Source organism: Streptomyces genisteinicus, assembly GCF_014489615.1.
Lineage (GTDB): Bacteria > Actinomycetota > Actinomycetes > Streptomycetales > Streptomycetaceae > Streptomyces > Streptomyces genisteinicus.
Genome location: NZ_CP060825.1, coordinates 6,206,127 through 6,230,472, shown reverse-complemented (window position 1 = coordinate 6,230,472; position 24,346 = coordinate 6,206,127). Strand labels below are relative to the sequence as shown.

Below are 24,346 nucleotides of genomic sequence, written 5' to 3'. Positions count from 1 at the left end.
GGCGGCCCCCTGCGAGGGTCGGGGGATGCACACCTTCCCCGCGCCCGACGGCACCGTTCTCGCCTTCCACGAATCCGGGGCCGGTGAGCCCCTGATCTGCCTTCCGGGCGGCCCCATGCGGGCGTCCGCGTACTTCGGCGACCTCGGCGGGCTGGCGGACGCGGGGCACCGCGTGGTGCGGCTGGACCCGCGCGGCACCGGCGCGTCCGGAGTGCCGGCGGACCCGGCGTCGTACCGCGTCGACCGCCAGGTCGACGACGTCGAGGCGCTGCGCGCACACCTCGGCCTGGAGCGGGTGCGGCTGCTCGCGCACTCCGCCGGCGCCGCGCTCGCCACCCTGTACACCGCCCGGTTCCCCGAGCGGGTCTCCGAACTGGTGCTGGTCACACCGAGTGTCGGGACCACGGGCGGCGAGGTCTCGCCCCGGGACCGGCTGGAGATCGCCCGGCTGCGCGAGGGGGAGCCGTGGTTCCCGGAGGCGTACGCCGCGATGGAGGCCATCGCGGCGGGACGCGCCACCGAAGCGGACTGGGCGGCCGCCGCCCCGCTGTCCCACGGCCGCTGGGACGACGCGGCCCGGGAGCACCGGGCGGCCGGCGCCGCGCAGCGCAACCCCGATGCGGCGGCCGCCCACGACGCCCCGGGCGCGTACGACCCCGCGGCGGTCCGCGCCGCCCTGACCGCCTTCGGCGGCCGGACCCTGGTCGTCGCCGCCGAGTACGACGTGGCCGCCCCGCCCGGCCCGGTGGCGGCCGCCGCCCGCGCCTACCCCGGTGCGACGACCGTGGTCCTCCCGCGAGCCGGCCACTTCCCGTGGCACGACGCGCCCGGGGAGTTCACCGCCGCCGTCTCCACGTTCCTGACCGGCCCCTGACCCGCCCCTGACCGGCGGCCGGGCCGTCGCCCGGGCGCCGCCGTGCCGGTGGCGCCCGGCACAATGGCAGCCATGATCGGCCGACGAGTCACCCATCGTGTCGCGGACGGCGTCCGCGTGCCCGGCACCTGGCGCCCCGCCTTCATCCGCAACGGCGACTACTTCCTCACGGACCTGTTCGTCTACGCCGACGGACTGGTCGACTGCTGGGGCCTGGTGACGCTGGAGGAGTTCGAGGAGAAGCTGCGCAGCGGCTGGGTCGCGACCGAACTCCCGGACGGGGCACGGGCGTCCGCGCACGACCTGGCCGCCTGGACGTTCAGCGGGCCGCGCACCTGGCTCACCCCCGAACTCCTGCTCGCCGAGGTCCGGGACACCGTCGACCAGCTGAACGGACGGCCGGACTCCACCGACCGTTGCCTGGCGGACGTCGACGCCTTCCTCGCCGATCCGACGGAGGAGCGGCGCGCTGCCGCCCGCGACTCCTACCGCGCCATCCCCGAGACGCAACGCCACTACGCCCTGGGGGACATGGACCGCAAGGACGGGCCGCTCCAGGTGCTCGTCGCCGGAGTGGGCGGCGAGACGGAGGACTGGCCGGACGAACCGGTGACCCAGGAGGAGTACGACGAGGCGGTCGCCTACTTCGAGGAGCGCGCCCGGTGGGCCGCGCGGGGCCCCCGGGTCCCCGCGGACGGCCCCGCCGAGGGGCACTCCCCCGCCCTGCACATCCCGCAGACCTACCCGCTGCGCCCGTCCCCGGACCCGGGAAAGCAGGGACTGCGCAACGACTACCCCGCTCCGGTGACCGTCGGCGGAGTCGTCCACCCCAGCGCGGAGCAGGCGTACTGGGCCATGTCGGCCGCCGACCCGGCGGACCGGGCCGCGATCGCGGCCGCCGCGTCGGCCCGCGACGCGCGCAGGCTCGCGGCGGACGCCGCCCGCCGGGAGAACTGGGAGCAGCTGCGCACCCACGCCATGACCACCGTGCTCCGGGCCAAGTACACCCGGCACCCGCACCTCGCCGGCCTTCTCCTCGGCACCGGCGACGCGACGCTCCTCTACGACGACGACTCGTCCTTCTGGGGCGCCAACGGCGGCCGCGGCCGGAACTGGACGGGGCGGCTCCTCGAACTGGTCCGCTCCGAGCTCCACGCCTCGCGGGCGGGCCTGGGCTGATCCCGGGGCGGGGAGGCGGACGGGCCGCCGGACAGGCTGAGGGTCGTCGTCTCCCCCGGCCCGCCGGGCGCCGGCCTGCCCGCCGCCGCGGCCCGACGGCGGGGGCCTCGGCCCCGAGGCCCCCGCCGGGTGCTCACGTCCGCACGGCGGCCGCGGTTCAGCCCGCCTGCGTGTCCTTCCACTCCTGCACGTAGTCGTCGAAGATCACCCTCAGGTGGTGGCCGATCTTGAGGTAGTCGAGGTCGTCGAGGTTGGCCAGCGAGACGCGGACCGACCACTGCGGGCCCTCGAAGCCGCCGCCGTTGAGCAGGACGACGCCGGTCTGCTGGGCGAGCCGGAACAGCGCGTCGACCGGCTCGTAGGCCGCCTGCAGGTAGTCGGCGAAGGGTTTGCCGTGGACGCGCTCGGCCTCGGCGAGCAGGTCCAGTTCGATGTAGTAGCCCGCCCGCTGCGGGTCCTCGCTGATCTTCATGTGGGCGCCTTCGAGCAGCAGGTCGAGGCGCTGGTGGACGATGGCGCGGATCCGGTGCTTGTACGCCTGTCCCTCGTCGAGCATGTCGAAGAGGGAGAAGAGGGTCATCATCACCTGCTGGGGCAGGGAGAGTCCGGCCGTGTGGTTCAGCGCGACCTGGCGGGAGTCCGCGACCAGCCGGTCGATGAACCTGATCTTCGACGGTTCCAGGCTCAGCGAGCCGTAGCGCTTGTCGAGGCGTTCCCTCTCCTCCTGGGGCAGGGCGGCGATCAGCTCGTCGACGACGTTGTCGTCGTGCAGGCCGATCACGCCCAGCCGCCAGCCGGTGCACCCGTAGTGCTTGGAGTAGGAGTAGACGAGGAGGGTGTTGCGCGGCAGGTCCGCGGCGATGGAGCGGAAGCCCTCGACGAACGTGCCGTAGACGTCGTCGGTGACGATCAGCAGGTTCGGGTTCTTCGAGGCGACGATGTCCCGGATCTGGTCGGCGACCCGCGAACTCAGAGCCAGCGACGGCGGGTTGGAGGGGTTGACCAGGCAGAGCAGCTTGATCTCCGGGTCCGCCAGCTTGGCGACCTCCTCCTCGGGGTAGCGCCACTCCCGCACGCCCGTCTCGGCGAACCTGTCGGCCGAGATGTACGTGACGTCGAACCCGTAGGTGTCGAGTTCGGCGATCTCGATGTACGGCGTGAAGAGCGGGACCATCAGGGCGATCCTGTCGCCCTTCTTGAGCAGGCCGTTCTTCATGAGGGAGTCGAAGATGTAGCACATGGCCGCCGTGCCGCCCTCGGTGGCGAACAGCGACAGCTCGCCCGCCGGAGGCCGCTTGTCGAACATCTCGTCGGCGAGGTAGCCGCGTACGACCTGTTCGCCGTGGGGCAGCATCCGGTCGGGCACGGGGTAGTTGTCGCCGATGACGGCGTCCGCGAGTTCGTGGACCCAGGCGTCCTTGTCGAACCCGAAGCGCTGGATGCCGAGTTGTACGCACTGCGCGAGCAACTCGATGCCCGGAATGCCGGGGTGGCACCGCACGAAGGTGTCGAAGCGCTCGTACGCGCCCTGCTGCTCGGGCATGCCGCCGAGGTTGTCGGCCGTCCACACCCGGCGGGACTCCCCCAGCGCGAAGTGGCCGAGGGCGAAGAACGCCTCGCGCGGGCCGGTGGCGATCCAGTTCGGGTTGCCCCGCCCCGCGTTGAGCATCTGGACGGAAGCCTTCTCCTTCTGCCCGGGCTCGTCCGCCTGCGCCTGCCGCGCCAGTTCGATGAAGACGTTCTTCAGCTCGAACGGGGACAGCTGGGCGTACCGCTGGATCTGCTCGCGGGTCAGGGTGGTCCTGGTCATCTCGCGGCCTCATTCTCTTCAGGTCGGACCGGGGTCGGCCGGTCGGGATCAGTGCTGGAGGAGGACGATCACGGCGCCCCAGATCGTCAGCAGCACGTTGCCGACGGCGTAGGGGATCGTGTAGCCGAGCGTGGGCACCTGCGACCGTGATGCCTCGTTGATCGCGCCGATCGCCGCCGTGGTGGTCTGGCCGCCCGCGAGGACGCCCATCAGGACGGGGAACCGCAGCTTCTGCACGTAGTGGCCGAACAGGAAGCCGACGGCCAGCGGCACGACCGTGGCGACCGCTCCGAAGAGCAGCAGACCCCAGCCCGCCTGGGACAGGCCCGACGTGAAGCTCGGGCCCGCGTTGATGCCGACGACCGCGACGAAGAGGCAGAGCCCGAACGTGTCCATGAACCACTGCGCACCGGGCGGGACGTTGCCGTACGTCGGGTACTTGCCGCGGATCCAGCCGAAGACCAGGCCCATGATGAGCGCGCCGCCGGAGGTGGACAGCGAGATGGGGACGCCGCCGAGGGTCAGCGCGGGAATGCCGATGCAGCCGCCGAGGAAGACGCCGAGGCCGACCCAGATCATGTCGGTCGCGAACGAGGTCGGCACCGGTGTGCCGATCGCCGCGCCCGCCGGGTCGACGAGCCGCTTGGGGCCGGTCAGGACGAGGGTGTCGCCGCGGTCGATCCGGGTGGACAGGCGGTAGGGGAACTCCGCCCCCGACCGGTAGATCTTCTCGACGTAGACGCCGACCATGAACGGCTCGCTCCGGAGCTGGGCCACCGTCCTGCCCAGCTGGGCCTTCTCGGAGGCGACCACATGGAGCGTTTCGGTCCGGTAGCCGAGGAGTTCGACGTCGTCGGCCTCCCCGCCGATGCGGGCGCGGGGGTCGTAGTCGACGAGTGACGTCCGCAGGGCGCTCACGGCGACGACGTCGCCGTGGGCCAGGGCCGTCTGCTGGGTGTGCTCGATGATCCTGCCCCCGCGGCGTACCCGTGTGATGTAGATCCGCCGGCCGAGCTGCTTCTGCTGGTCCTCGAAGTCGGCGATCGTGCGGCCGACGAGGTCGGGGCGTTCCACGGTGTACGCCCGCAGGACCACTTCGTAGTAGCCCTCGTGGAGGTCGGGATCGGCCTCGGGTGCGTCGAGTTCCTTCGCCAGGGCGGCCGACTCGGCGGCCAGGTCCTTCCCGTAGAGCTTGGGGAGGACGTCGGCGAGCAGGATCGCGCACAGGATCGTGCCCAGGGGGTACGTCACGGCGTAGCCGATGGCCACGAGGTTGCCCTCGTCCTTGGCCTCCGCGGAGGACAGGCCCGGCAGGGTGGCGATGGCGTCCTGCGCGACACCGATCACGGCCGACTGCGTGAGCGCGCCCCCGAGGAGCCCGGCGGAGAGGCCGGGACCGTAGCCGAGCAGCGCCGCGAAGGCCCAGCAGACCAGCAGGCCCGTCACGCAGACCACGACGGCGTTCAGCACCTGCGGCAGGCCGTCGGTCCTCAGCCCGCGGAAGAACTGCGGGCCGACCTTGTAGCCGAGGGCGAACAGGAACAGCACGAAGAACAGGCTCTTGACGGTGTCGTCGATCTGCACCTCCGTCCAGTTGCCGAGCAGCAGACCGGCGACCAGGCAGCCGGTGACGGAGCCGAGCGCGATGGCCTTCCAGCGGAGCCGCCCGACCAGGAAGCCGAAGGCGACGGTGAGGAAGACCAGGAGCTCCGGATAGGGCTGGAAGATGTTGCGGTTGAGGAAGTCGATCACGAGGTCTCGCGTCTCTCAGTGGCCGAGGATCCCGACGAGCAGCGGACCGGTCAGCGGGAGGAGGAAGTTGGAGAGTGCGTAGGTGACCGTGTAGCCGAGCATCGGCACCGACGACTGCGCCACCTGGGTGATGGCGGTGATCGCGGGGGTCGAGCACTGCTGGCCGGCGATGGCGCCCACCAGGAGCGGCTTCTCGATCTTGAGGAGTTTGCGGCCGACGACGAGGGAGAGGGTCGCGGGCACGAGGACCATCGCGATCCCCGCGAACGGCAGCAGCGCCCCGTACTCCTTCAGCAGCGGCCACGCCTGCGGGCCGGACACCAGGCCGGTGCAGGCGATGAAGATCGCCAGCCCCATGTCCTTGATGGTGGTGGCGGCCTGCGGCGGAAACGCTCCGAAGGTCTGGCTGCGGGAGCGGAACCAGCCGAAGAGCAGCCCCGACACCAGGCAGCCGCCGCCGGTTCCGAGGGAGAGCGGGACGTCCCCGAAGGTGACCACGACCTGGCCGAGCAGCGAGCCCGCCGCGATGCCGAGCCCCAGATAGATGAAGTCGGTGGCGTCGTTCCTGACGACGGAGCCGATCCTCGCGACGAGCTTGCCGAGCCCCGCCCGCGCGCCCACCAGGGTGAGGACGTCCCCGCGGTGCAGCACGGTGTCGCCGTTGGCGGGCAGGTCCTGGTCGCCGCGGACGACGTCGCTGACGTAGACGCCGTCGCGGTAGAACTCCGGGTGGGTCCGCTGGAGTTCGTCGATCGTGCGGCCCTCCGTGGCCTTCTCGGTGACCGACACCTGCTGGGTCGCCAGCGGGGAGTCGAGACCGGGCACGCCCGGTGTCTCGGGGCCGATGAGCCGGCCCGCCTCGATCACGTTGGCCCGGCGGCCTACCAGCAGCACCAGGTCGGAGAGGGTCAGCTCCAGCTCGGGCGTGACGTCCAGGATCACGCTGCCGCGCTTGACGGCCTCCACGGTGATGCGCTCGGCGTGCTCGGCCTCCAGTTGCGCCACGGACCGGCCGTCGGCCGTGGTGACGAGATAGGTGCGCCCCACCACGCCGGGCATCGCCGGGCGCTCGTCCGCGTCGAGGCCGCCGGAGCGGCGGGTGCGCTCCCACAGCTCCCGGGAGGCGTCCCGCAGGTTGACGCGCATCAGGATCGGCATGATCTGGCTCGTGTAGAGCACGACCGTGATCAGGCCGAACAGGTAGCAGACGGTGTAGGCGGTGGCGACGTTGCCCTGGTACTCGCTGATCTGGGCCGAGGTCAGGTTCGACAGCTCTCCGATGGCCTCGGTGGCCGTGCCCACGACCGCGGACTCGGTGGCCGCGCCGGCCAGGATGCCCGAGGCCGTGCCGACGTCGAGGTCGAACCACTTGGCGAGGCCCAGCGCGATGCCGAGCACGCAGACCAGCTCGATCCCGCACAGCACGAAGAACCGCAGGCTCCTGCGGTTGAGGTTCCGGAAGAACTGCGGCCCGGCCAGGTAGCCGAGGGCGAAGATGAACAGGGCGAAGAACACGGTCTTCACGTCGTCGGAGACCTGGGCCTTGGTCCAGGCGCCGAGCAGCAGGGAGACGATCAGGGTTCCGCAGATGCCGCCCAGGGTGAGCGGCCCCACCCGCAGTTTCCCCACGAGGTAGCCGAGCGCGAGGCTCGCGAACAGGACCAGTTCGGGGTTGTCCTTGAACACGCCCATGGCGGCTCAGCCGGTCTCTGTGCCGGGCTTGTACCTGGCGCCGGGCTTGTACCTGAATCGGTGCATATCGGGAATATAGTGCACGCTGTCGCATCGACGGCGGGCGTGCGGCCCGCGGGTCGGCCCCGGCTCCGGTGGCGTCCTCGCCCGGGGCGTCCCGCCGCCCGCCGCCCACGGTCCGCCGCCCTCCGGCCAACTCCGTTTCACGGGACGGGTGACGGGGACCCGGGAGCGGGGGTCGCCGGCCCGGGAGCGGGGCGGCGGTGATCGACCTGCGGGGTCGGGGAGGCGGCCGGCGGGACGTGTCGGACACGGCCCGGTCCGTCACCGGTGCGGGCTCCGCGGGAGTTTGAGACTGCCGTGAGACCACCCGGGCACGGGCCCGCCGGTAGCTTCCCAACGCCCCCGAGGACGCGGGCAGACCGTGCCCGCGCAGGTGCCGGGTACCGACCGAGAGGAACCGCCGTGAAGCTGGCTCGCTGGCCGGTCATGCTGGCCGCCGCCGCCCTGGCCGCCGTATCCGTGCTCACCGGCACGTCGTCCGCCGTCGCCGCGGACGGCCCGGTGGCGGTGGCGGCGACCCCGGCCGCCGCCACCGCCGCCGTCGCCGAACCCACCGAGCCCAAGTACTTCCTCGGCACCGGGTACGGCCCGTACAACATCGCCCTGGACGCCGCCTACGGCACCGCCTACGCGGCGGCCGCCAACGAGGGCTACCCCAGTTCCTCGTGCCGGCTGTCCGCGGGGCCTGTGCCCAACGAGCTGAGCCCCGGCTACTTCCAGATCCTGCTGGAGATCCACTGCGTGCCGCCGGCCCCGGCCGGCGCGGGCCGGATCGTCGGCGTGCACTCCGGGAAGTGCCTGGACGTGAAGGCGGGCGGGACCGCCAACGGGACGCCGGTGCAGATCCACTCCTGCAACAACGGGTCGAACCAGTCGTGGAAGCTGTACCCGGACGGCACGCTCCGGTCTCTCGGCAGATGCCTGGACGTGCAGTACGCCAGGACGGAGAACGGCTCGCTGCTCGGCATGAACAGCTGCCACGGCGCGCCCAACCAGCAGTGGCAGCTCCTGGAGGGCGGTCTGCTGCGCAGCGCCCACTCCGGCAAGTGCCTGGACGCCCTGGGCTGGGGCACGGGCAACGGAACCCGGGTCGGGATCTGGGACTGCGCCCCGCACCACACCAACCAGCAGTGGCAGGGGCCGGGCCTCGGCACCTGAGCCGCCGCGCACCGGCCCCGGCCCCGCCGCCTCCTCCGGCGCCGGGGCCGGTGCGCTCTCAGCCGCCCGCGCGCAGGCGGGCGGCGAGGGCGAGCAGGCCGCGGCGGTGGCGGCGGAAGTAGGTGGCACGGCCGAGGTGGAGCCGGCAGGCGACCTGATGGTGCGTGACGGGAGAGCGGTCCAGGTAGTAGGCGCAGAGCACGGCGCCGGCCTCGGCGTCGGCCGCGTCGGCGCCCGTCGCCAGGTCGTGGGCGGCGTCGCGCAGCCAGCGGCGCAGCGCGGCGGGTGTCGGGGTCGGGAGGTAGGCGAGCAGGGCGCTGTCGGCCGGTCCTGCGGGGTCCTTGATCCCGGCCAGGGCGCGGGCGACCTCGGGCACCAGGCGTTCGTCCGCCGCCTGTGCGGGAGCGGTGGCCGCCGGCCCGAGCCGGTCGAGCCAGGGGCCGAGCGCCGCCGGGGTGAAGGCGTTGCTGAACACCTGGGGCGGCCGGCCGCACCGGAAGACGTCGTCGTGCACGGCGCCGTGCACCCGGAAGCCGAGGACGCGCACGAGCCGCTGGTAGTCGTCGGTGGCCGTCGACACCACCAGCCGCCCGGCGTGCACGGAACGCTGGAGGATGTCACCGAGGACCCGGGAGTGCGCCACCGGGTCGGGTGCGTACGCCGCCCCGAGGAAGAGGCCGCCCGTGCGGGGGCCGGTGACGAACTGCTCGGCATGCTGCTGGAGCAGCTGGTCGACGCCGCCCGCCGTGCCGTCGCCGACGGGCAGCAGGGAGGCGATGCCGACGGCCCGGCCCTCGCCGTCCCTCGCCAGCCGGAACGCGGACGGGCCGTGGGCCAGCCAGCGTTCGGTGATCCGGTCGGCCCGCGTACGGTCGAATCCGCCGCGCTCGGCCCACCTCCGCATGAGGACGTGGACGGCGTCGGTGTCGTCCTGCGTCGCCGCTGCGACGGTCACGGTCGACTCCGCGGGCGGGAAGAGCGCCGAGCGCAGCGCCGGGTCGCCGGTCAGGAACAGCTGCTGCCGGACCAGTTCGGCCCGTCGGGCCGGCTCGTCCGACCGCTGGAGCAGGGTGTGCCGGTAGGCCGCCGCGCGGGACCGGGTGGTGTGGTGGGCGAGCGGGCGGCGCCAGTGGTAGGCGCTCTCCAGCACCGTGCGGAAGGGTTCCGCGACCGTGAGGCCGAGTGCGGTGCGCCGCACCACGCTGAGCTCGCCGAGGCGGCTGAACAGCGCGGGTCCCGCGGACAGCAGGTGCTCGTCGCCCGCGCCCACCGTCGCCAGCAGCCGCAGCGCGTGCAGCGTGCGGGCGCCGGGCCGTTCGCGGGCGAGCCGGTCCGTCAGCTCCTCGGCCATCCGGTCCGCGACGGCTCCGCCGTCGTTCGCCGACGCGCCCGCGTGCAGGGCCCGGCAGGCGGCGTGCGCGAGGGCCGGAACGCCGCCCGCCAGGCGGACGACGAGGGCGCGGGCTCCCGGGTCGCCGATGCCCGCCGCCCCGGCCAGCCGGTCGACGTCCTCGTCCGGGAACGGCGTCAGCCCCACGATGTGGAGGCCGCTGCCCGTCCAGCCGCCGTCCCGGGCGGGCAGCGGCAGCCTGCTGATCAGGAGCAGCCGACGGAACCGGACGCGGCCGAGCAGGGTGCTCAGGGCGGCGGCCCGGCCGGGACCGTCCGCTCCGTCGACGACCACGCCGTCGCCGTCGCACGCCCCGGTGTCCCGGCCGGCGCTCCCCGGCGCGGCCGCTTCCGGTCCGGCCGCTTCCAGTCCGGCGGAGCCCGGTGCGGCCGGGTCCACACCGCCGAGGAGGCCGGTGTGCTCCGGGCCGAGGTGAGCCGGGGCGAGGTGAGCCGGGGCGATGTGCTCCAGGTCGACGTGTTTCCACCCCAGTTCACGGGCGAGGGCGGACTTTCCGGCACCCGGAGGGCCGGTCAGGTTGACCAGCCCGTGGGTGTCCAGCGCCCTGCGCAGCCGTTCGAGTTCCGCCGTGCGCGGGACGTGTCCGTGCCCGGTCACCGTCACGATGTGCCGCCCCCCCGCCCGCCCCGCCGGACCCGGTCCCCACCGGGCGCGCCCGAAGATACGGCGGGCCTCCCGGAGCCTCCAGCGGCAGGGACGACATCCGGCCACGGGGAAGCGCGGACTCCGCTCGTACGGTCCGGAAGCCGGCCCGGTGGCCGCGTCCGCACCCCACCGCGCGCGCCCGGCTCCGGCGGCAGCGTCCGCACCGCATCACCCGCACCGCTCCGGCGCCGGCGTCCGCACCCCACCACCCCACTGCCCCGCGCCCCGCTCCGGCGCCTCGTGCGCGTCACCCCGTCCGGCTCCCGTGGCAGCGGCCGCGTCCGCCGGCCACCCCGCGCCCCGCTCGCGAACGGCCCCGTCTCACCCCGCCGGGCGGGGCGGCGGGGTCGCCGCGTCGGCGAGCCGGGGGAAGAGCGGCACCGGCGGCGGCAGCACCCCGTCCACCGGCGTGCACTGCGCGGTGATGCGGGCGGCGGCGTCCGGGAGGAAGGGCGTCAGCCGCTCGGCGAGTACGAGGCAGCTCGCGAGCAGGGTGCCCAGCACCTCGTCGAGCCGCTCCCCCGCCGCGTGGTCGCCGTCCTGCTCGGCCCGCGCGTGCACCCAGGGCCGGGTGGCGTCGACGCAGCGGTTGGCCTCCTCCAGGACGGTCCACACGGCGGACGCCGCCTGCCGGAAGTCGTAGGCCTCCAGGGCCGCGTCGACGCGTTCGGCGCTCTCGGTCACGGCACGCGCGAGCCACTCCGACACGGCGGGGGCGCCGTGGAGCGGGGCGGCGCCCGGGGGCCTGCCCGCCCGGTAGCGGTGGATCATGGTCACCACACGGTTGACCAGGTTTCCGACGCCGCCGGCGAGATCGCCGTCGTGCCGCCGCACCAGGCTCTCGGCCGTGAAGTCGGCGTCCCCGGTGCGCGGTACGTCGCGCAGCAGCCACCAGCGCACCGCGTCGGTCCCGTACTCCGCGACGAGTCCGGCCGGGTCGACCACCGTGCCGGCCGACTTGCTGATCTTGCGTCCGTCCACGGTGAGGTAGTCGTGGACGAGGATGTCGGTGGGCAGCGGGAGCCCCGCCGAGAGCAGCATGGCCGGCCAGTACACGGCGTGGAAGCGGATGACGCCCTTGCCGAGGAGATGGATGCGCCTCCCGCCGCCCGCCCACCAGCGGTCGAAGTCCTCGCCGCCGGTGCCGTATCCGAGGCCGGTGACGTAGTTGCCGAGGGCGTCCCACCACACGTAGACGACCTGGTCGTCGTCGCCGGGGACCGGGATGCCCCAGCCGCGGGCGCGGGTGCGGGAGCGGGACACCGAGAAGTCGTGGAGTCCGCCGTCGATCAGGCTCAGCACCTCGTTGCGGCGCGAGGCGGGTTCGATGCGCAGGGTGCCGTCCTCGATCAGGCCGCGCAGGGTGTCCGCGTACCGGGACAGGCGGAAGAACCAGTTCTCCTCGGCGACCGGGCGCGGGGGCGTGCCGTGTTCGGGACAGCGTCCGGCGTCGAGGTCCCCCGGTGCCCAGAACTGCTCGCAGCCGACGCAGTAGAGGCCCTCGTAGTGCTTGCGGTAGAGGTCTCCGGCCGCCGCGACCCGGTGCCACAGCCGCTCCACACCGGCCCGGTGGCGCGGGTCGCTGCTGGTGCGGATGAAGTCGTCGAAGGAGACGGAGAGCGGATCGCGCAGTTCCTCGAAGGCGACCGCGTTGCGGTCGACGAACTCCTGCACTCCGACGCCGGCCGCCTCGGCGGCGATGACGTTCTTCAGGGAGTTGTCGTCGGTGCCGGTGAGCAGCCGGACGTCGTCGCCCGCCTGCCTGCGGTGGCGTGCGAGGACGTCCGCCTGCACCAGTTCGAGGGCGAAGCCCAGGTGCGGACGGGCGTTGACGTACGGGATGGTCGTGGTGATGTAGGTGCGTGGCGCGTCGGTGGTCATGGGGAGTTCCTTCTCCGTCGACCGGGCCGGAGCTCCGCGCGCACGGCGACGAGGCCCCTTCCCGGGGCCTCGGTACGTCACACGTCCGTCTCAGCAGCCCCTGCGGCGGGGCATCATGCGGAACGTGTGCGTGGTCATGGGCCGACGGTAGCGGCGGAACGCCTGCCGGGGCCACGGGTTTTCACCGGGACGGGCGGCCGGGGCGCCCCTCCCCGAAGCCGCCACACATCCGACACCGGCCGTTCACACCCAGATTCACATGTCCATGTCACCCTCCGACTACCGGCTCATTCAACCCGCGTAGACCGGAGGTCCCCCCATGCCTGCGCCCCACGCCCGACGCTGGACTACACCGGTACTCGGCGGTCTGGCGGCCTTCACCGCCGTGGCCGCACTGACCCTGCCGGCAGCCGCCGCCACCCCGGCGCCGCCGACCGCCTCCGCCGCGGGCACCGCCGCCCCGGCGTACGACGACACCTACTACGCCGACGCCCTGGGCAAGTCCGGCGCGGCGCTGAAGGACGCGCTCCACACGATCGTCAGTGACCAGACCAAGCTGTCCTACTCGGCCGTCTGGGACGCCCTCAAGGCCACCGACCAGGACCCGGCCAACAGCGCCAACGTGCGGTTGCTCTACTCGGGCGGGTCCCGCAGCAAGTCCCTCAACGGCGGCAATGTCGGCGACTGGAACAGGGAGCACGTCTGGGCCAAGTCCCACGGCGACTTCGGCACCGCCACCGGCCCGGGCACCGACATCCACCATCTGCGCCCGACCGACGTCCAGGTCAACAGCATCCGGGGCAACAAGGACTTCGACACCGGCGGCAGCACCGTCTCCGGCGGCGGGGGCAGCCTCACCGACTCGGACTCCTTCGAGCCCCGCAGCGCGGACAAGGGCGACGTGGCCCGCATGATCTTCTACATGGCCGTCCGGTACGAGGGCGGCGACGGCTGGCCGGACCTGGAGGTCAACGGGAACGTCAACAACGGCAGCGCCCCGTACATGGGCAGACTCAGCGTCCTCAAGCAGTGGAACGTCCAGGACCCGCCGGACGCGTTCGAACAGCGCCGGAACGAGGTCATATACGCGTCCTACCAGGGCAACCGGAACCCGTTCATCGACCACCCGGAGTGGGTCGAGTCGATCTGGTAGCGCACAACCGCACCTCCTGACACCCGCGCCCACGGGACACGACGCGGTGGTGGCGGCCCGACGGCCGCCACCACCGCGTTCGCGTGCGCGGAACCGGCCGGGAGGCCGCCCGCCGGGGCGGTGAGCGGAGTGGCGCCACCCGGGCCCGTGGCGCGGCGCCCCCGGTCGCGCGGTGTCCGGCCGGACCGCCCCCCGCGCGGCCCGGCCGGACGGCGCGGGTCAGTCCGCCCGGCCGCGGTCGGCGCGTTCGGGCGGGCACCCGGCGGCGGCGCACCTCACGACGGCGCTCCCACGCGCCCGCGGAACACGTCGGCCATCACCGAGTACTCGTCGCCGCCGTGGCCCGCGGCAGCCGCCCGCCGGGCCAGCTCGCGCACGAACCGCGGGAGTTCGGCGTCGACACCGAGCGCCTCGCTCTCGTGCACGAGGTGGTCCATGGTGGCGAGATGGGTCTCCAGGGTGGCGTCGGGCGACGCGTGGTCCCCGGCGTCCACCCGTCGCGCGTAGTCGGTCAGCCAGCCGGCCACGGTCCCGATCCCGTGCCGCGCCACCGGGGCGAACGCCTCCGCGGAGACGCCCGCCGCCCCGAGCAGCGCCGCACCGTGGAGGAAGCCGTTCAGGACCCCCCACATCAGCCCCAGCACGCCCATCTCGTAGAGGGCCGCGAGACCGTGGTCCGCGCCGATGCGCGCGGTCCCGCCGCCGAGGAGGCGCAGGGTGGCCCCGTACCGGTCCCAGGCCGCCGGGTCCCCGCTGACGAGGACGGCCGCGTCGTCGGCGCCGATGCCGTCGGGGGTCGCCATGATCGCCCCGTCGAGGTACGCGCCGCCCGTCCGTGCCATCAGCTCCGCGACCTCACGGGCCGCCGCCGACGTGCCCGAGGTGAGGTTGACGAGGACCCGTCCGGCAAGGACTCCGCCGAGCGGTTCGAGGACCTCGCGGACCGCGTCGTAGTCGGTGAGGCACAGGACGACGAGTCCGTCCGGCCCGACGGCCTCCACCGCTTCACGGGCGGAGCCCGCGCGCCGGGCTCCCGCGGCGACGAGGGCGTCGCCCTTCGACGCGGTGCGGTTCCACACCGTGGTGGGTGCGCCGCCGCCGAGGAACGCGCCGGCCAGCGCCTGCCCCATCAGTCCGAGTCCGATGACCGCGACCGGGGTGACATCCGGTGACTGATGCTCCGTCATGAACACTGCTCTCCCTGCTTGTTCGACATCCGTGGCAGAATCCTCGGCATTCACACCGGTATGAAGGTCAAGGGGGACGGCCGTGCTCATCGGGGATCTCAGCCGGCGCACCGGGGTGCGCACCCATCAGCTGCGCTACTACGAGGCGCAGGGCCTGCTCAAGCCCTTGCGGCGCGCCAGCGGATACCGGGAGTACACGCAGGACGCGGTCCTGACCGTGCTCCAGATCCGGAAGCTGCTCGACGCGGGACTGTCCACCGAGGACATCGCCTACCTGCTGCCCTGCGTCACGGGCCCGGAGCCGGAACTCGCCCCCTGCGGTGAGCTCATCGACACCCTCCGCGTACGGCTGTCCGGCCTCGACGAGCAGATCGACACCCTCACCCACTCACGCCGCGCCCTGCACCGGTACATCGAGCAGACGGAACGGCGCGCGCGGGAGAGCGCCCCCGCCGACGCCTGATCCGCGGCTCGCCTGCGTCAGGCCCGGGTGCGTCCGCGGAATCGGCGGTGCTCGCGCAGTTCGCCGGCCACCCTGCATCCGAAGGCGGCGGCACCCCACACCAGGAGGACGTTGAGCGAGGCTCCGAGCGCGAACGGCAGCATCACGCCGAACACCCCGGGGTCCGCGTCGGAGAACGACGGCTCGACGTCGAGGAGCGCAGCCGACGCGAAGGCGGCGATGCCCACGGCGACCGACCCGGGGAACGTGGCCAGGTGCAGGAACGCGGTGGCGGAGTCGGGCTGATCCGCGGCGCCCGCCAGCAGTCCCCCGACCGCGGCGAAGGCCACGTAGCCGAGGGCCGCCACCCGCGCGAGGAGACGACCGCGGCGAGGAGTGCGGGTGCGGTCCATGAGGTCTCCGATGCGGATGCCGGGCGAGCGGGAGCGGGAGCAGGGGCGGGGGCGGGAACACGGGCGGTCCCGCATTCTTGAACGCGTTCAAAGCAGGTTCACAGCATACGGGAAGCCGGTCCGGGCGCGGCAGCCGGAGCAGCGACTATCATCGACGCCGACATCGCGTGCCGGTCACCGACCGGGTGAGGCATGGAGGTGTCGGGAGATGCCCTCGGAGGCATTCCTTGTCAGTCGACCTGAACCACACCATCGTCCATTCCCGGGACGCCCGCGAAGCCGCGGAGTTCTTCACCCGCCTGCTCGGCCTGGAGATCACCGGCGAATGGGGCCCCTTCATCGCCGTCGCCCTCGGCAACGGCGTCACGCTGGACTTCGCCACCGTCCCCGAGGACACGATCACCCCGCAGCACTACGCCTTCCTCGTCTCCGAGGAGGAGTTCACCGCCGCGTACGCGCAGATCGAGCAGCGCGGCATCGAGCACTACGCGGACCCGCGACGCACCCGACCGGGCACGGTCAACCACAACGACGGCGGCCGCGGCGTGTACTTCATGGACCCGTCGGGCCACGCGATGGAACTCATCACCGTGCCGTACGGCGGCTGGGGCGCGTAGCACCACCCCGGGGCGGGCCCGCGGCTACGCGGTCCCGCCCGTCCCCGCGAACCCGACGAAGACTCGCCAGGCACCGGTACGGACGGTGAGCGGGGACACGGTGACGTCCTTGGAGTCACGGACGTGAACCGAGCCGCAGCGGGTCGCGACCTCCACACACTGACCGCCCTCGCCGCTGCTGTAGCTGCTCTTGACCCACACCAGCGCCGGGGTGGCCGGTACGGACTTCACGACGTTCATGTCTCTCCAAGCAACTTCTCGATGAAGGCCAGCGATTCGCGCGGTGTGAGTGCCTGCGCCCGAAGAAGACCGTACTGCTCCTCGAGCTCACGCACAGTCCTCCGGTCCGTGTGGAGGCGGCTGTGCTTGTACGCCTCCACGTACGCGATCCTGCGCCCTTCCTTCGTCTCGATCAAGGTGAACGGACCGGACAGTCCGGCATGCTCCTCCCGCTTGTTCGGCATGACCTGGATGTCGATGTTCCGCTGCTGACCACAGAGGACAAGCTGCTCCCACTGCCCGCGCATCACCTCACGACCGCCCGCAGGCCGTGCGAGAACCGACTCCTCGATGACGAAGCTGAACGTGGACGGCGGCTTGCGCAACAGCACGCCCTGCCTGGCGAGCCGGGCGACGACGCGCTCCTCGATCGTCTCCTCGCTCAGGATCGGACGCCGCATGGTGAACACGGCCCGTGCGTAGTCCTCGGTCTGCAGAAGTCCGTTGATCACGTGAGTGTCGTACACGTGCAGTTCGACAGCCTCGGCCTCCAACTTCGCCGCGTCCCGGAAGAACGCCGGATACTGCGCCCGCGCGACCTCCTCCTTCAGCTCGGCCAGGACCCCGCGCGCCCCCAGCAGTTCGTCCGCCAGGTCGATGAACCTCGGCGGAGGCACCCGCCGGCCCTGTTCATAGCTGGCGATCGTCGAGGCCGAGTACCCCGTCATCGCCCCGAAGGCCGTCCGGTCGTGGTCCGCCCACTCCCGGAACCGCTTCAACTGCCGCCCGAACACCCCGAGGATGCCCGACCCGGGTGACGACGCCCCGCCACCACCGGGGCCGTCGCCCTCCTCGTCGCCGTACCGCTGCTCTTCCTCGACGGTCATCCGCACACCACCTCCCGTGCGCCAACACCTCCTACCGGCACCCCGTCACGCCTCACCCCGCGTACAGCCAACCGGCTCCCGCGTACACAGCCGCCCCGTACCGCCCCACACCCCACGAGCCCTGCCCGGTCAACGCTACGCACACCCGGCTCCCCGCGTCCGGCAAGCCCGCGAGGTTCACCGCCGCACCCGTCGACGCCACAGCGCGCCGTGGGTGCGTCGGTGGGCCGTGGGCTCACGGATGCCGGATGCCTCGGAACGGCTGGTCCGCCTCCAGGGCGAAGGCGACGTCGAGCAGGGTGCGTTCGTCGCCGGGGCGGGCGGAGAACATCACGCCGATCGGGAGGCCGTCGGGCGTCGTGGAGCGTGCGGGCAGGGAGAGGGACGGTGTGCCGACGACGTTGTTGACCGGGGTGAACGCGACGTACGCGAGGATCCGTTCGATCAGCGTCTCGTACGGGACGGCCGGGCTGAGGTGGCCGAGCGGGGGCGTGGTGTGGGCGAGCACCGGGGAGAGGACGAGGTCGACGCCGCGGAAGGCGGCCGCGTACGCCTCCCGGGTGCGCTTCAGGCGGCGCACCACGCCCGGGGTGGTGCGCCACTTCGCCGTGTAGGTGTCGCGCAGTCCGCGGCTGAGGCCGTCCATCCGGTGCCGGTCGAAACCGCTGCCCAGCGTGCGGCCCGTGACGCCCAGCAGGAACGACAGCATGCCCCAGTAGGTGAGGAAGTCCTCCGTGAAGCGCGGGTCGATCGTCAGCTCGACGGGCTCCACGGTGTGTCCGAGGCCTTCGAGGACGGCCGCGGTCGCGGTGACGGCCTCGCGGGTCGGGGCGTCGGTGGTGACTCCGCCCGGCGAGTCGGTCAGGAGCCCGATGCGCAGCCGGCGCCCCGAGGGGCCTTCGGGCGCGGGGCCGACGGGCGGCAGCTTCGGGTTGCGCCAGTGGGTCTCGGCCGCGGCGAGGAAGGCCGCGCTGTCGCGCACGGTGCGGCTGACGATCCCGTCGGAGACGATGTCGAGCGGCAGTTGGCGGCCCTGCGCGTTGGGCACGACCCGCCCCCGGGTGGGCTTCAGGCCGACGAGGCCGCAGCAGGCGGCGGGGATGCGGATGGAGCCGCCGCCGTCGTTGGCGTGGGCGAGGGGGACCGCTCCGGCGGCGACGAGCGCCGCGCTGCCGCCCGACGAGCCGCCCGCCGAGTGGCCGGTGTGCCACGGGTTGCGGACGGGCTCGGCGCCGTCGTACTCCGTGGTGGGGCTGAAGCCGAACTCGGGCAGCCGGGTCTTGCCCAGCACCGTCACCCCGGTGCTCAGGAACTGCCGGGTGAACGGGGAGTGCCGGCGCGCGGGGCGCGGTGTGAAGGCGGCGCTGCCGTGCCCGGTCGGGAGTCCCGCGTAGTCGGTGTTGTCCTTGACGAAGGTGGGCACTCCGGCGAAGGCACCGCCGGTGGCGGTGGCCTGCGCCGGGCTGTCGACGTGTGCCTGGACGGCGTGGAGCAGGGCGTCCGCGTCCCTGACGCGGGCCGCGGCGTCCCGTGCCGCCTCGGCGGCGGAGATCTCGCGCCGCCGGATCGCGTCGGCGAGGCCGACGGCGTCGTGTTCGCCCAGCGCATCGTCCCGGAAGACGTGCACCGTGGTCTGTTCCTCGAAGGTCGTCACCGCTGACTCCGCCCGGGCCGCTGGGATGCGTCACCGCCATCATTGCTTACCAGCGAGTAACAGGCGAGGGTTTCCGGGCTCCGTTTCCCGTGCGCGGCGGCGGGCGGGACGCCGCGGGCCCCGGCCCGGCCGGGCGGCGTCAGGGCGCGGCGGCGAGGGCGCGGTCGACCCGGCGCAGGAGGTGGGTGTCGGTGATCCGGCGGCGCAGGTCGGCGAGTTCGCGTCGGGCGTCCTCGCCGCCGGTGAGGGACAGCGCGGTGACGGCGGCTTCGGCGATCCCGACGGGGTGGCGGCCCGCACCAGGCAGGTCCAGGTGGATCGTGCGGACGAGCTGGGCGAGCGCGTCGCAGGTCTCGCCGTCGGGCGGGAGGAGGGACAGCAGCCAGGCGAGGCCCCGGAGCGCGTGGACGTTGTAGGGATCGTGGGCGGGCGGCCCGTACCAGCCGGTCAGCGGGATGGTCCGCTCGCGGCCGACGAGCCCGAACCAGCGCAGCACATGCCGGCGCACCTGTCCGGCGCCCGCCGCCTCCAGCAGGCCCCGGGCGGTGCGCAGCCAGGTGGCCGACGGGGCGGCGGCGGAGACCGGGGCGCGGTGGGCGAGCAGCCGCTGCCAGGGCCCGCCGCCGCGTGCCGCGTCCTCCATGGCCCGGTCCGCCCACGGCTCCCCCGGGTTGAGCACGGGCCCGGGGCAGCGGGCGAGCACCTCGCGCAGCGCGGGCTCGTCGTGGTAGTCGAGGACGGTGCGGCGGAAGGCGGCCAGCACCTCGGGTCCGGGGGGCCGTCCGGCCGTGTGCTCGGCGTCGGCGAGCTCCCAGTCCCGGTGGCCGGTGACGACGTACTCGCGTGCCGCATGGGCGAGCCGGAGCCGCCGGGGCTCGGCGAGGAGGTCCGGGTCGAGGCCGCGCACGACACCCGACGCCACGACGAGCAGCTCCGCGCGGAAGTAGCCGGCGTCCCGCAGTGCGATGTCGCCCTCCCGCTCCGGTTCGGGGTCGGCGTGCCAGCGGGCCCAGACGCGGGCCAGCTCGATCCGGTCGGCGTCCGGCAGCCCGCGCAGCCAGCTCATGGCCTCCGGTCCCGGGCCGGTCAGCGAGCCGTTGCGGCAGGCGGCGTCCATGACGGCCCGCGCCAGTCCGGGCAGGTCACCGCGGTCCGCGAGCGCGCGCCGGCGCTCGTCCTGCGCGCGGAGCACAGCGAAGTCCCTCTGCCATCTGCTCATGCCCGGAGCGTAGAAGAAGCCACCGACAGAGCGGAGTTATTGATTCCGATTCGCCCGGCGGGCCGGGGCGCGCGGGTCGGTGCGGGGCCGGGGCGCGGGCCGGCGGGTCGGTGCGGGACGGGGTGCGGCGCGCGGGTCAGTGCGGGACGGCGAGGACGAGCCGGGCGCGGAGCGTCTCGTGGACCCAGCGTTCCCAGCGCTCCGGCGACCATCCGCGGTCGCGGGTCAGCACGAGGAAGAGTTCCGGGCTGAGGAGCGCGAACGCGATGTCCGCCGCCTCCTCGCCCGTGACGTCCGCACGGGCCCCCGGCTTGCCCCGGAGGGAGTCCGTCGCGGCCGAGACGACGGCGTACCTGGGGTCGGAGCCGGCCGGCCACAGGTCACGGATCTCCGGGTCGGTCGCGGTGGCCGCGTGGACCATCTCGTTGATGGCGGCGACCCGTTCGAGGGTGCCGCGGCTGCCCCGGACGAGGGCGGACAGGGCGGCGTCGGCCGTCGGGGCCTCGGTGACCTCGGCGAACCAGGGGCGTTCCATCGTGGGCACGGGGTCGTCGTCCCCCGCGATCGCCACGTCGACCAGTTCCTTCAGCAGCGAGGGCTTGTTGCGGAAGGCGAAGTAGATCGTCTGCACGGCGACACCGGCGCGGTCGGCGATCTCCTGGAGGGTCGTCGCCCCGTACCCCTTGGCGACGAAGAGTTCGCCCGCCGCGTCGATGATCCGCCGCCGTGTCTCGCGGGCCCTGGTGCCACGCCTCGCCTTGACCTCGCTCATGACCGGAGTCTATAACTAGAGCTCGACTCTAGAGTTCAACTCTAGTAATCGTTCCGGCGAAGGGACCAGATCCGTGCACGACATCGCCAACCGTCAGCAGGCCGAGGCGTGGAACGACTGGGAGGGCGTCCACTGGGCAGAACACCCCGAGCGCTACAACGGCATGCTGGACGGCTTCAACGACGCCCTGTTCGCGGCGGCGGGCATCACCGCGCACGACCGCGTCCTCGACATCGGCTGCGGCACGGGCCGCACCACCCGCATCGCCGCCCGCCAGGCGGTCGCCGGCCACGTCACGGGCATCGACCTCTCCGCACCGATGCTGGAACGGGCCCGCCGCGACGCGGCCGCGGAGGGAATCGCCAACATCCGCTTCGAGCAGGGCGACGCGCAGGTGCACCCGTTCCCCGAGGCGTCGCACGACGTCCTGATCAGCCGGGGCGGCGTGATGTTCTTCGGCGACCACGTCGAGGCGTTCTCCCACCTCCGGCGCACGCTCACGCCCGAGGGGCGGCTCGCCTTCCTGGGCCCGCAGCCCGGCGAACCGGACGGCGCCTACGCCCGCGCCACGGCGGCGCTCGCCCCGTTCCTCCGGGAGGCGTCCCCGGCCGCCACCGGGATGGGCTCGCTGCTGGACCCGGCACGCATCCGCGACGTGCTCACCGGCGCGGGCTTCACGGACGTCGGCATCACCTCCGCCGAAGCCCCCATGAACCTGGGGGCGGACGCCGACGACGCCACGGGGTTCCTCTTCGCCATGGGGCCCACGCGGCACAACCTGCGCGAGGTCGACGCGGCGACCGCCGCGGGCGTCCGGGCCGAAGTGCGACGGGCCTTCGAGGAGTTCGAGACCACCCGGGGCGTGCTGGTGCCCGGGTCCGTCTGGATCGTCACCGCGTCCGCGGGGCAGCCGGGGCCCCACGCCTGACCACCCGGCAGCCGCGGGGCGGCCGGACGGTCCGTCGGCCCGGGTGCGCCGGCGCGGCCGGCAGGCCGGGCGGGTCAGACTCCGTCGAGGAAGGGAGTGCGGCCGCTGCGCCGCAGGTAGTGGCCGCGCCATCCGGCGGCGACGGTGATCACGGACCAGGCGGCGGCGCCGCCGACCAGGCCGCCGAGGCGGGCCTCGGGGTCGACCTCGTCGGCGCGCTCCATGGCGACGACGCCCTCGGGGTCACGGACGATCTCGATCCGGTCGCCCACGCGGATGCCGGGGTCGCTGCCCCGGTAGCGCAGCGTCTCGTCCAGTTCACCGCCGGGGCCGGTGAGCGTGAACCGGTGGTCCTTGCTCTCCGTGCCCGCCGCGCTGTCCGCGGTGACGACGGCGGTCTCGCGCACACCGCGGCGCTCCAGCGCCGCCTCGGGTGCGTACTGGACGGAGCCGACGAGGACGAACAGGCCCGGGACGACGGAGAGCAGGGCCAGCCACCAGGCGTGGTGGAGCAGCCGCAGCACGATCACGAAACCGACCGCGAGGAGGCAGCCGGTGACGATCGGGATCACGTCGTTGCCGAGGCTGACGTAGGCGAGGGCGGTATTGCCCGCGGCGATCGCCCAGGCAAGGACCAGCACCGCGAACAGCGCCAGCAGCGATCTGCCGACACCGCCCCGGCGCGGCCCCGCGGGACGGGGAGACGTGGTGGCGAGGCGGGGCGCTGCTCCGGTCATGGAGCGGATCGTAGACGGCGGGCCGCGGGCCCTCTCCACCGGGGCGCACGGGAGCGCGGCCACCGTTCACCGGGAAGTTCACCGGGGCGGGAACGCGGTGCCGCGGACATCCCGGCGGATCGGGCCGCGGCTGCGCCCTCACCGCGGCGGGCGGGTCCGCAGCGCGCCGAGCAGGTGCTCCAGTGCGGCGCGGGTGGGCGCGAGGTCCTCGGGGCGGGCGGTGGAGGCGAGCCAGAGGGCGGCTTCGTTCATCGCCCCGGAGAGCAGGTGGACCAGCGGGCCGACCGGCTGCCGGACGATGACGCCCGCGTCGACGAGTGCGGTGAGCGCGTCGGCGAGGTGCCGGGCGGAGCCGGCCTCGTCCATGGCACGCCACTCGGTCCAGCCGAGGACGGCCGGGCCGTCGACGAGCATGACGCGCCGCACCTCGGGGTCGGTGGCGGCGGTGATGAACTCCTGGCATCCGGCGACCAGTTGCTCCCAGGGGTCGTCGTGCGCCGCGGCCGCGCCCTCGACCCGCCGGGCGACCTCCTGCTGAGCCTCCTCCAGCACGGCCCGGAAGAGCTCGGCCTTGCCCGCGAAGTGGTGGTAGAGCGCCCCCTTGGTCACCCCGGCCGCGGCCACGATCTCGGTGAGACCCACGTCCGCGTAGCCCCGGCCCGAGAAGAGCCGCCGCCCCTCCCGGAGCAGCGCCTGCCGCGTCTGTTCGCGCTGCTGTGCGCGGACGCCGTCCTGCCGCATGATCCCCAGCCTCTCGTTGACATACCCATGGTACGCGAATACCGTTTGACATACCGACGGTATGCGAAAGGATCCGCCATGAGAACGACCAGCTTCTATCCCGTGATCGGCACCACCGCCCTGGGCGCGTCGCGGGACTTCTACACCCGGCTGCTGGGCTTCGAGGTCACCTTCGACGCCGACTGGTACGTCAGCCTGCGCCAACCCGGCGACGGCGGCGGGGAACTCGCCCTCCTCGACCACACCCACCCGACGATCCCCGAGGGCCACCGCTCCCCCGTCCAGGGGCTCCTGCTCAATTTCGAGGTGCCCGACGTGGACGCGGAATGGGAGCGGCTGGTGACACGCGAGGGGCTGCACCCGCTGCTGCCCCTGCGCAGCGAGGACTTCGGCCAGCGCCACTTCATCGTCGCCGACCCCAACGGCGTGCTGATCGACGTCATCACACCGATCGAGCCGACCGAGGAGTACGCCGCGCAGTACACCTGAGCGGGAACCGGGGCCGCCCGCGGGAGCCGGGGGCCGCACCCGGGAGGACGCAGGGGCGCCGCCTCGCCCCCGGCGGGGCGCGGCGTGTGACCGGGATCACGCTCGGCGGCCGGTGACTTCGCGCGCCCCGGGGCGTCTCACCTGTACAGCAACGCCCGGGACACCGCGGCGCCGCACGCACCGGAGGGACACGGCACCATGACCGCACCTGTGAAGGGCCCCGCGAGCTACTTCCCGTCGATCGAGAAGAAGTACGGCCGGCCCGTCGCCCACTGGCAGGAGCTCATCAGCACCTCGCCGCTCACCCGGCACATGGAGCTGGTCGCCTGGCTCAAGGAGGAGCACGGCCTGGGCCACGGTCACGCCAACGCCCTCGTCGCGCACACCCTCGCCGAGCGCGGCGGAAAGTGAGGCGGCCCGGCC

23 protein-coding genes are annotated in these 24,346 nt (G+C 73.4%); 9 read left to right on the top strand and 14 right to left on the bottom strand.

Going from position 1 to position 24,346, the window contains the following annotated elements; translation table 11 throughout:
* Positions 1 to 25: 25 nt before the first annotated feature.
* The gene (locus IAG43_RS26780; RefSeq protein WP_187743238.1) at positions 26 to 874 is read left to right on the top strand and encodes an alpha/beta fold hydrolase; all 849 of its coding nucleotides are present in this window, start codon (positions 26 to 28) and stop codon (positions 872 to 874) included.
* A 72-nt stretch (positions 875 to 946) separates the two neighbouring features.
* On the top strand, positions 947 to 2,053 hold the full coding sequence (locus tag IAG43_RS26775) for an NADAR family protein (protein WP_187743237.1): 1,107 nt from the start codon (positions 947 to 949) through the stop codon (positions 2,051 to 2,053).
* A gap of 157 nt (positions 2,054 to 2,210) precedes the next feature.
* Here the strand turns inward: IAG43_RS26775 and IAG43_RS26770 are convergent, their stop codons facing one another.
* Genes IAG43_RS26770 through aspT (IAG43_RS26760) form a run of 3 tightly spaced genes read right to left on the bottom strand, consistent with a single transcriptional unit; the run spans position 2,211 to position 7,307 of the window.
* Positions 2,211 to 3,863 carry a bifunctional aspartate transaminase/aspartate 4-decarboxylase gene (locus IAG43_RS26770; protein WP_187743236.1) on the bottom strand — a complete coding sequence of 551 codons (1,653 nt, stop codon included), beginning with the start codon at positions 3,861 to 3,863 and terminating at the stop codon, positions 2,211 to 2,213.
* 48 nt (positions 3,864 to 3,911) lie between these two features.
* Complete coding sequence (gene aspT, locus IAG43_RS26765) at positions 3,912 to 5,615, bottom strand: aspartate-alanine antiporter (RefSeq protein WP_187743235.1); 1,704 nt, start codon at positions 5,613 to 5,615, stop codon at positions 3,912 to 3,914.
* 15 nt (positions 5,616 to 5,630) lie between these two features.
* Positions 5,631 to 7,307, bottom strand: coding sequence for an aspartate-alanine antiporter (aspT, locus tag IAG43_RS26760; RefSeq protein ID WP_187743234.1), 1,677 nt, complete (start codon positions 7,305 to 7,307; stop codon positions 5,631 to 5,633).
* 465 nt (positions 7,308 to 7,772) lie between these two features.
* Between aspT (IAG43_RS26760) and IAG43_RS26755 the strand changes: the two genes are divergently transcribed.
* Positions 7,773 to 8,528, top strand: a complete 756-nt coding sequence (locus IAG43_RS26755) for an RICIN domain-containing protein (protein WP_187743233.1) — start codon at positions 7,773 to 7,775, stop codon at positions 8,526 to 8,528.
* A gap of 58 nt (positions 8,529 to 8,586) precedes the next feature.
* On the opposite strand, the gene IAG43_RS26750 is transcribed toward IAG43_RS26755, so the two are convergent.
* Positions 8,587 to 10,536 carry a hypothetical protein gene (locus tag IAG43_RS26750; protein ID WP_187743232.1) on the bottom strand — a complete coding sequence of 650 codons (1,950 nt, stop codon included), beginning with the start codon at positions 10,534 to 10,536 and terminating at the stop codon, positions 8,587 to 8,589.
* Positions 10,537 to 10,905: 369 nt separating this feature from the next.
* Positions 10,906 to 12,465, bottom strand: a complete 1,560-nt coding sequence (metG, locus tag IAG43_RS26745; protein ID WP_187743231.1) for a methionine--tRNA ligase — start codon at positions 12,463 to 12,465, stop codon at positions 10,906 to 10,908.
* A gap of 319 nt (positions 12,466 to 12,784) precedes the next feature.
* On the opposite strand from metG, the gene IAG43_RS26740 reads away from it, so the two are divergent.
* Positions 12,785 to 13,618, top strand: a complete 834-nt coding sequence (locus IAG43_RS26740) for an endonuclease I family protein (protein WP_187743230.1) — start codon at positions 12,785 to 12,787, stop codon at positions 13,616 to 13,618.
* A gap of 275 nt (positions 13,619 to 13,893) precedes the next feature.
* On the opposite strand, the gene IAG43_RS26735 is transcribed toward IAG43_RS26740, so the two are convergent.
* On the bottom strand, positions 13,894 to 14,805 hold the full coding sequence (locus IAG43_RS26735) for an NAD(P)-dependent oxidoreductase (RefSeq protein WP_187743229.1): 912 nt from the start codon (positions 14,803 to 14,805) through the stop codon (positions 13,894 to 13,896).
* Positions 14,806 to 14,887: 82 nt separating this feature from the next.
* Here IAG43_RS26735 and IAG43_RS26730 point away from each other — a divergent pair, with 82 nt between their 5' ends.
* Positions 14,888 to 15,268 (top strand): MerR family transcriptional regulator, encoded by a 381-nt coding sequence (locus IAG43_RS26730; protein ID WP_187743228.1) that lies wholly within the window; start codon positions 14,888 to 14,890, stop codon positions 15,266 to 15,268.
* A 17-nt stretch (positions 15,269 to 15,285) separates the two neighbouring features.
* On the opposite strand, the gene IAG43_RS26725 is transcribed toward IAG43_RS26730, so the two are convergent.
* Positions 15,286 to 15,660 carry a hypothetical protein gene (locus IAG43_RS26725; protein ID WP_187743227.1) on the bottom strand — a complete coding sequence of 125 codons (375 nt, stop codon included), beginning with the start codon at positions 15,658 to 15,660 and terminating at the stop codon, positions 15,286 to 15,288.
* 227 nt (positions 15,661 to 15,887) lie between these two features.
* Here IAG43_RS26725 and IAG43_RS26720 point away from each other — a divergent pair, with 227 nt between their 5' ends.
* Complete coding sequence (locus IAG43_RS26720) at positions 15,888 to 16,277, top strand: VOC family protein (RefSeq protein WP_187743226.1); 390 nt, start codon at positions 15,888 to 15,890, stop codon at positions 16,275 to 16,277.
* A gap of 24 nt (positions 16,278 to 16,301) precedes the next feature.
* Here the strand turns inward: IAG43_RS26720 and IAG43_RS26715 are convergent, their stop codons facing one another.
* From IAG43_RS26715 to IAG43_RS26695, 5 genes are all read right to left on the bottom strand, one after another.
* Entirely contained in the window at positions 16,302 to 16,517 is a 216-nt protein-coding gene (locus IAG43_RS26715; protein WP_187743225.1) for a DUF397 domain-containing protein, read from the bottom strand.
* Positions 16,514 to 17,383 (bottom strand): helix-turn-helix domain-containing protein, encoded by an 870-nt coding sequence (locus tag IAG43_RS26710; protein ID WP_187743224.1) that lies wholly within the window; start codon positions 17,381 to 17,383, stop codon positions 16,514 to 16,516. Before IAG43_RS26710 ends, IAG43_RS26715 begins: the two co-directional genes overlap by 4 nt.
* Before the next feature lie 235 nt (positions 17,384 to 17,618).
* A complete protein-coding gene (locus IAG43_RS26705; protein ID WP_187743223.1) occupies positions 17,619 to 19,037 on the bottom strand; it encodes an amidase in 1,419 nt (472 codons plus the stop codon).
* Positions 19,038 to 19,176: 139 nt separating this feature from the next.
* Positions 19,177 to 20,256, bottom strand: coding sequence for a hypothetical protein (locus IAG43_RS26700; RefSeq protein ID WP_187743222.1), 1,080 nt, complete (start codon positions 20,254 to 20,256; stop codon positions 19,177 to 19,179).
* A gap of 136 nt (positions 20,257 to 20,392) precedes the next feature.
* Complete coding sequence (locus IAG43_RS26695; protein WP_187743221.1) at positions 20,393 to 21,028, bottom strand: TetR/AcrR family transcriptional regulator; 636 nt, start codon at positions 21,026 to 21,028, stop codon at positions 20,393 to 20,395.
* Between the two features lie 73 nt (positions 21,029 to 21,101).
* On the opposite strand from IAG43_RS26695, the gene IAG43_RS26690 reads away from it, so the two are divergent.
* Complete coding sequence (locus IAG43_RS26690; RefSeq protein ID WP_187743220.1) at positions 21,102 to 21,956, top strand: class I SAM-dependent methyltransferase; 855 nt, start codon at positions 21,102 to 21,104, stop codon at positions 21,954 to 21,956.
* A gap of 74 nt (positions 21,957 to 22,030) precedes the next feature.
* Here IAG43_RS26690 and IAG43_RS26685 read toward each other — a convergent pair whose 3' ends face one another.
* The gene (locus IAG43_RS26685; RefSeq protein WP_246574572.1) at positions 22,031 to 22,693 is read right to left on the bottom strand and encodes a hypothetical protein; all 663 of its coding nucleotides are present in this window, start codon (positions 22,691 to 22,693) and stop codon (positions 22,031 to 22,033) included.
* A gap of 138 nt (positions 22,694 to 22,831) precedes the next feature.
* The gene (locus IAG43_RS26680) at positions 22,832 to 23,434 is read right to left on the bottom strand and encodes a TetR/AcrR family transcriptional regulator (protein ID WP_187743219.1); all 603 of its coding nucleotides are present in this window, start codon (positions 23,432 to 23,434) and stop codon (positions 22,832 to 22,834) included.
* Positions 23,435 to 23,512: 78 nt separating this feature from the next.
* Here IAG43_RS26680 and IAG43_RS26675 point away from each other — a divergent pair, with 78 nt between their 5' ends.
* Positions 23,513 to 23,923, top strand: a complete 411-nt coding sequence (locus IAG43_RS26675; protein WP_187743218.1) for a VOC family protein — start codon at positions 23,513 to 23,515, stop codon at positions 23,921 to 23,923.
* A 198-nt stretch (positions 23,924 to 24,121) separates the two neighbouring features.
* On the top strand, positions 24,122 to 24,334 hold the full coding sequence (locus IAG43_RS26670) for a DUF4287 domain-containing protein (protein WP_187743217.1): 213 nt from the start codon (positions 24,122 to 24,124) through the stop codon (positions 24,332 to 24,334).
* The last annotated feature ends 12 nt before the right edge of the window (positions 24,335 to 24,346 follow it).

What these genes read in the sequence shown, in the direction of transcription:
- aspT (WP_187743234.1), bottom strand. Translation starts at nt 7,307, where the DNA reads ATGGGCGTGTTCAAGGACAACCCCGAACTGGTCCTGTTCGCGAGCCTC.
- IAG43_RS26700 (WP_187743222.1), bottom strand. Translation starts at nt 20,256, where the DNA reads ATGAGCAGATGGCAGAGGGACTTCGCTGTGCTCCGCGCGCAGGACGAG.
- IAG43_RS26695 (WP_187743221.1), bottom strand. Translation starts at nt 21,028, where the DNA reads ATGAGCGAGGTCAAGGCGAGGCGTGGCACCAGGGCCCGCGAGACACGG.
- IAG43_RS26770 (WP_187743236.1), bottom strand. Translation starts at nt 3,863, where the DNA reads ATGACCAGGACCACCCTGACCCGCGAGCAGATCCAGCGGTACGCCCAG.
- IAG43_RS26670 (WP_187743217.1), top strand. Translation starts at nt 24,122, where the DNA reads ATGACCGCACCTGTGAAGGGCCCCGCGAGCTACTTCCCGTCGATCGAG.
- IAG43_RS26675 (WP_187743218.1), top strand. Translation starts at nt 23,513, where the DNA reads ATGAGAACGACCAGCTTCTATCCCGTGATCGGCACCACCGCCCTGGGC.
- IAG43_RS26710 (WP_187743224.1), bottom strand. Translation starts at nt 17,383, where the DNA reads ATGACCGTCGAGGAAGAGCAGCGGTACGGCGACGAGGAGGGCGACGGC.
- IAG43_RS26715 (WP_187743225.1), bottom strand. Translation starts at nt 16,517, where the DNA reads ATGAACGTCGTGAAGTCCGTACCGGCCACCCCGGCGCTGGTGTGGGTC.
- metG (WP_187743231.1), bottom strand. Translation starts at nt 12,465, where the DNA reads ATGACCACCGACGCGCCACGCACCTACATCACCACGACCATCCCGTAC.
- IAG43_RS26775 (WP_187743237.1), top strand. Translation starts at nt 947, where the DNA reads ATGATCGGCCGACGAGTCACCCATCGTGTCGCGGACGGCGTCCGCGTG.
- IAG43_RS26735 (WP_187743229.1), bottom strand. Translation starts at nt 14,805, where the DNA reads ATGACGGAGCATCAGTCACCGGATGTCACCCCGGTCGCGGTCATCGGA.
- IAG43_RS26740 (WP_187743230.1), top strand. Translation starts at nt 12,785, where the DNA reads ATGCCTGCGCCCCACGCCCGACGCTGGACTACACCGGTACTCGGCGGT.
- IAG43_RS26780 (WP_187743238.1), top strand. Translation starts at nt 26, where the DNA reads ATGCACACCTTCCCCGCGCCCGACGGCACCGTTCTCGCCTTCCACGAA.
- IAG43_RS26680 (WP_187743219.1), bottom strand. Translation starts at nt 23,434, where the DNA reads ATGCGGCAGGACGGCGTCCGCGCACAGCAGCGCGAACAGACGCGGCAG.
- IAG43_RS26685 (WP_246574572.1), bottom strand. Translation starts at nt 22,693, where the DNA reads ATGACCGGAGCAGCGCCCCGCCTCGCCACCACGTCTCCCCGTCCCGCG.
- IAG43_RS26725 (WP_187743227.1), bottom strand. Translation starts at nt 15,660, where the DNA reads ATGGACCGCACCCGCACTCCTCGCCGCGGTCGTCTCCTCGCGCGGGTG.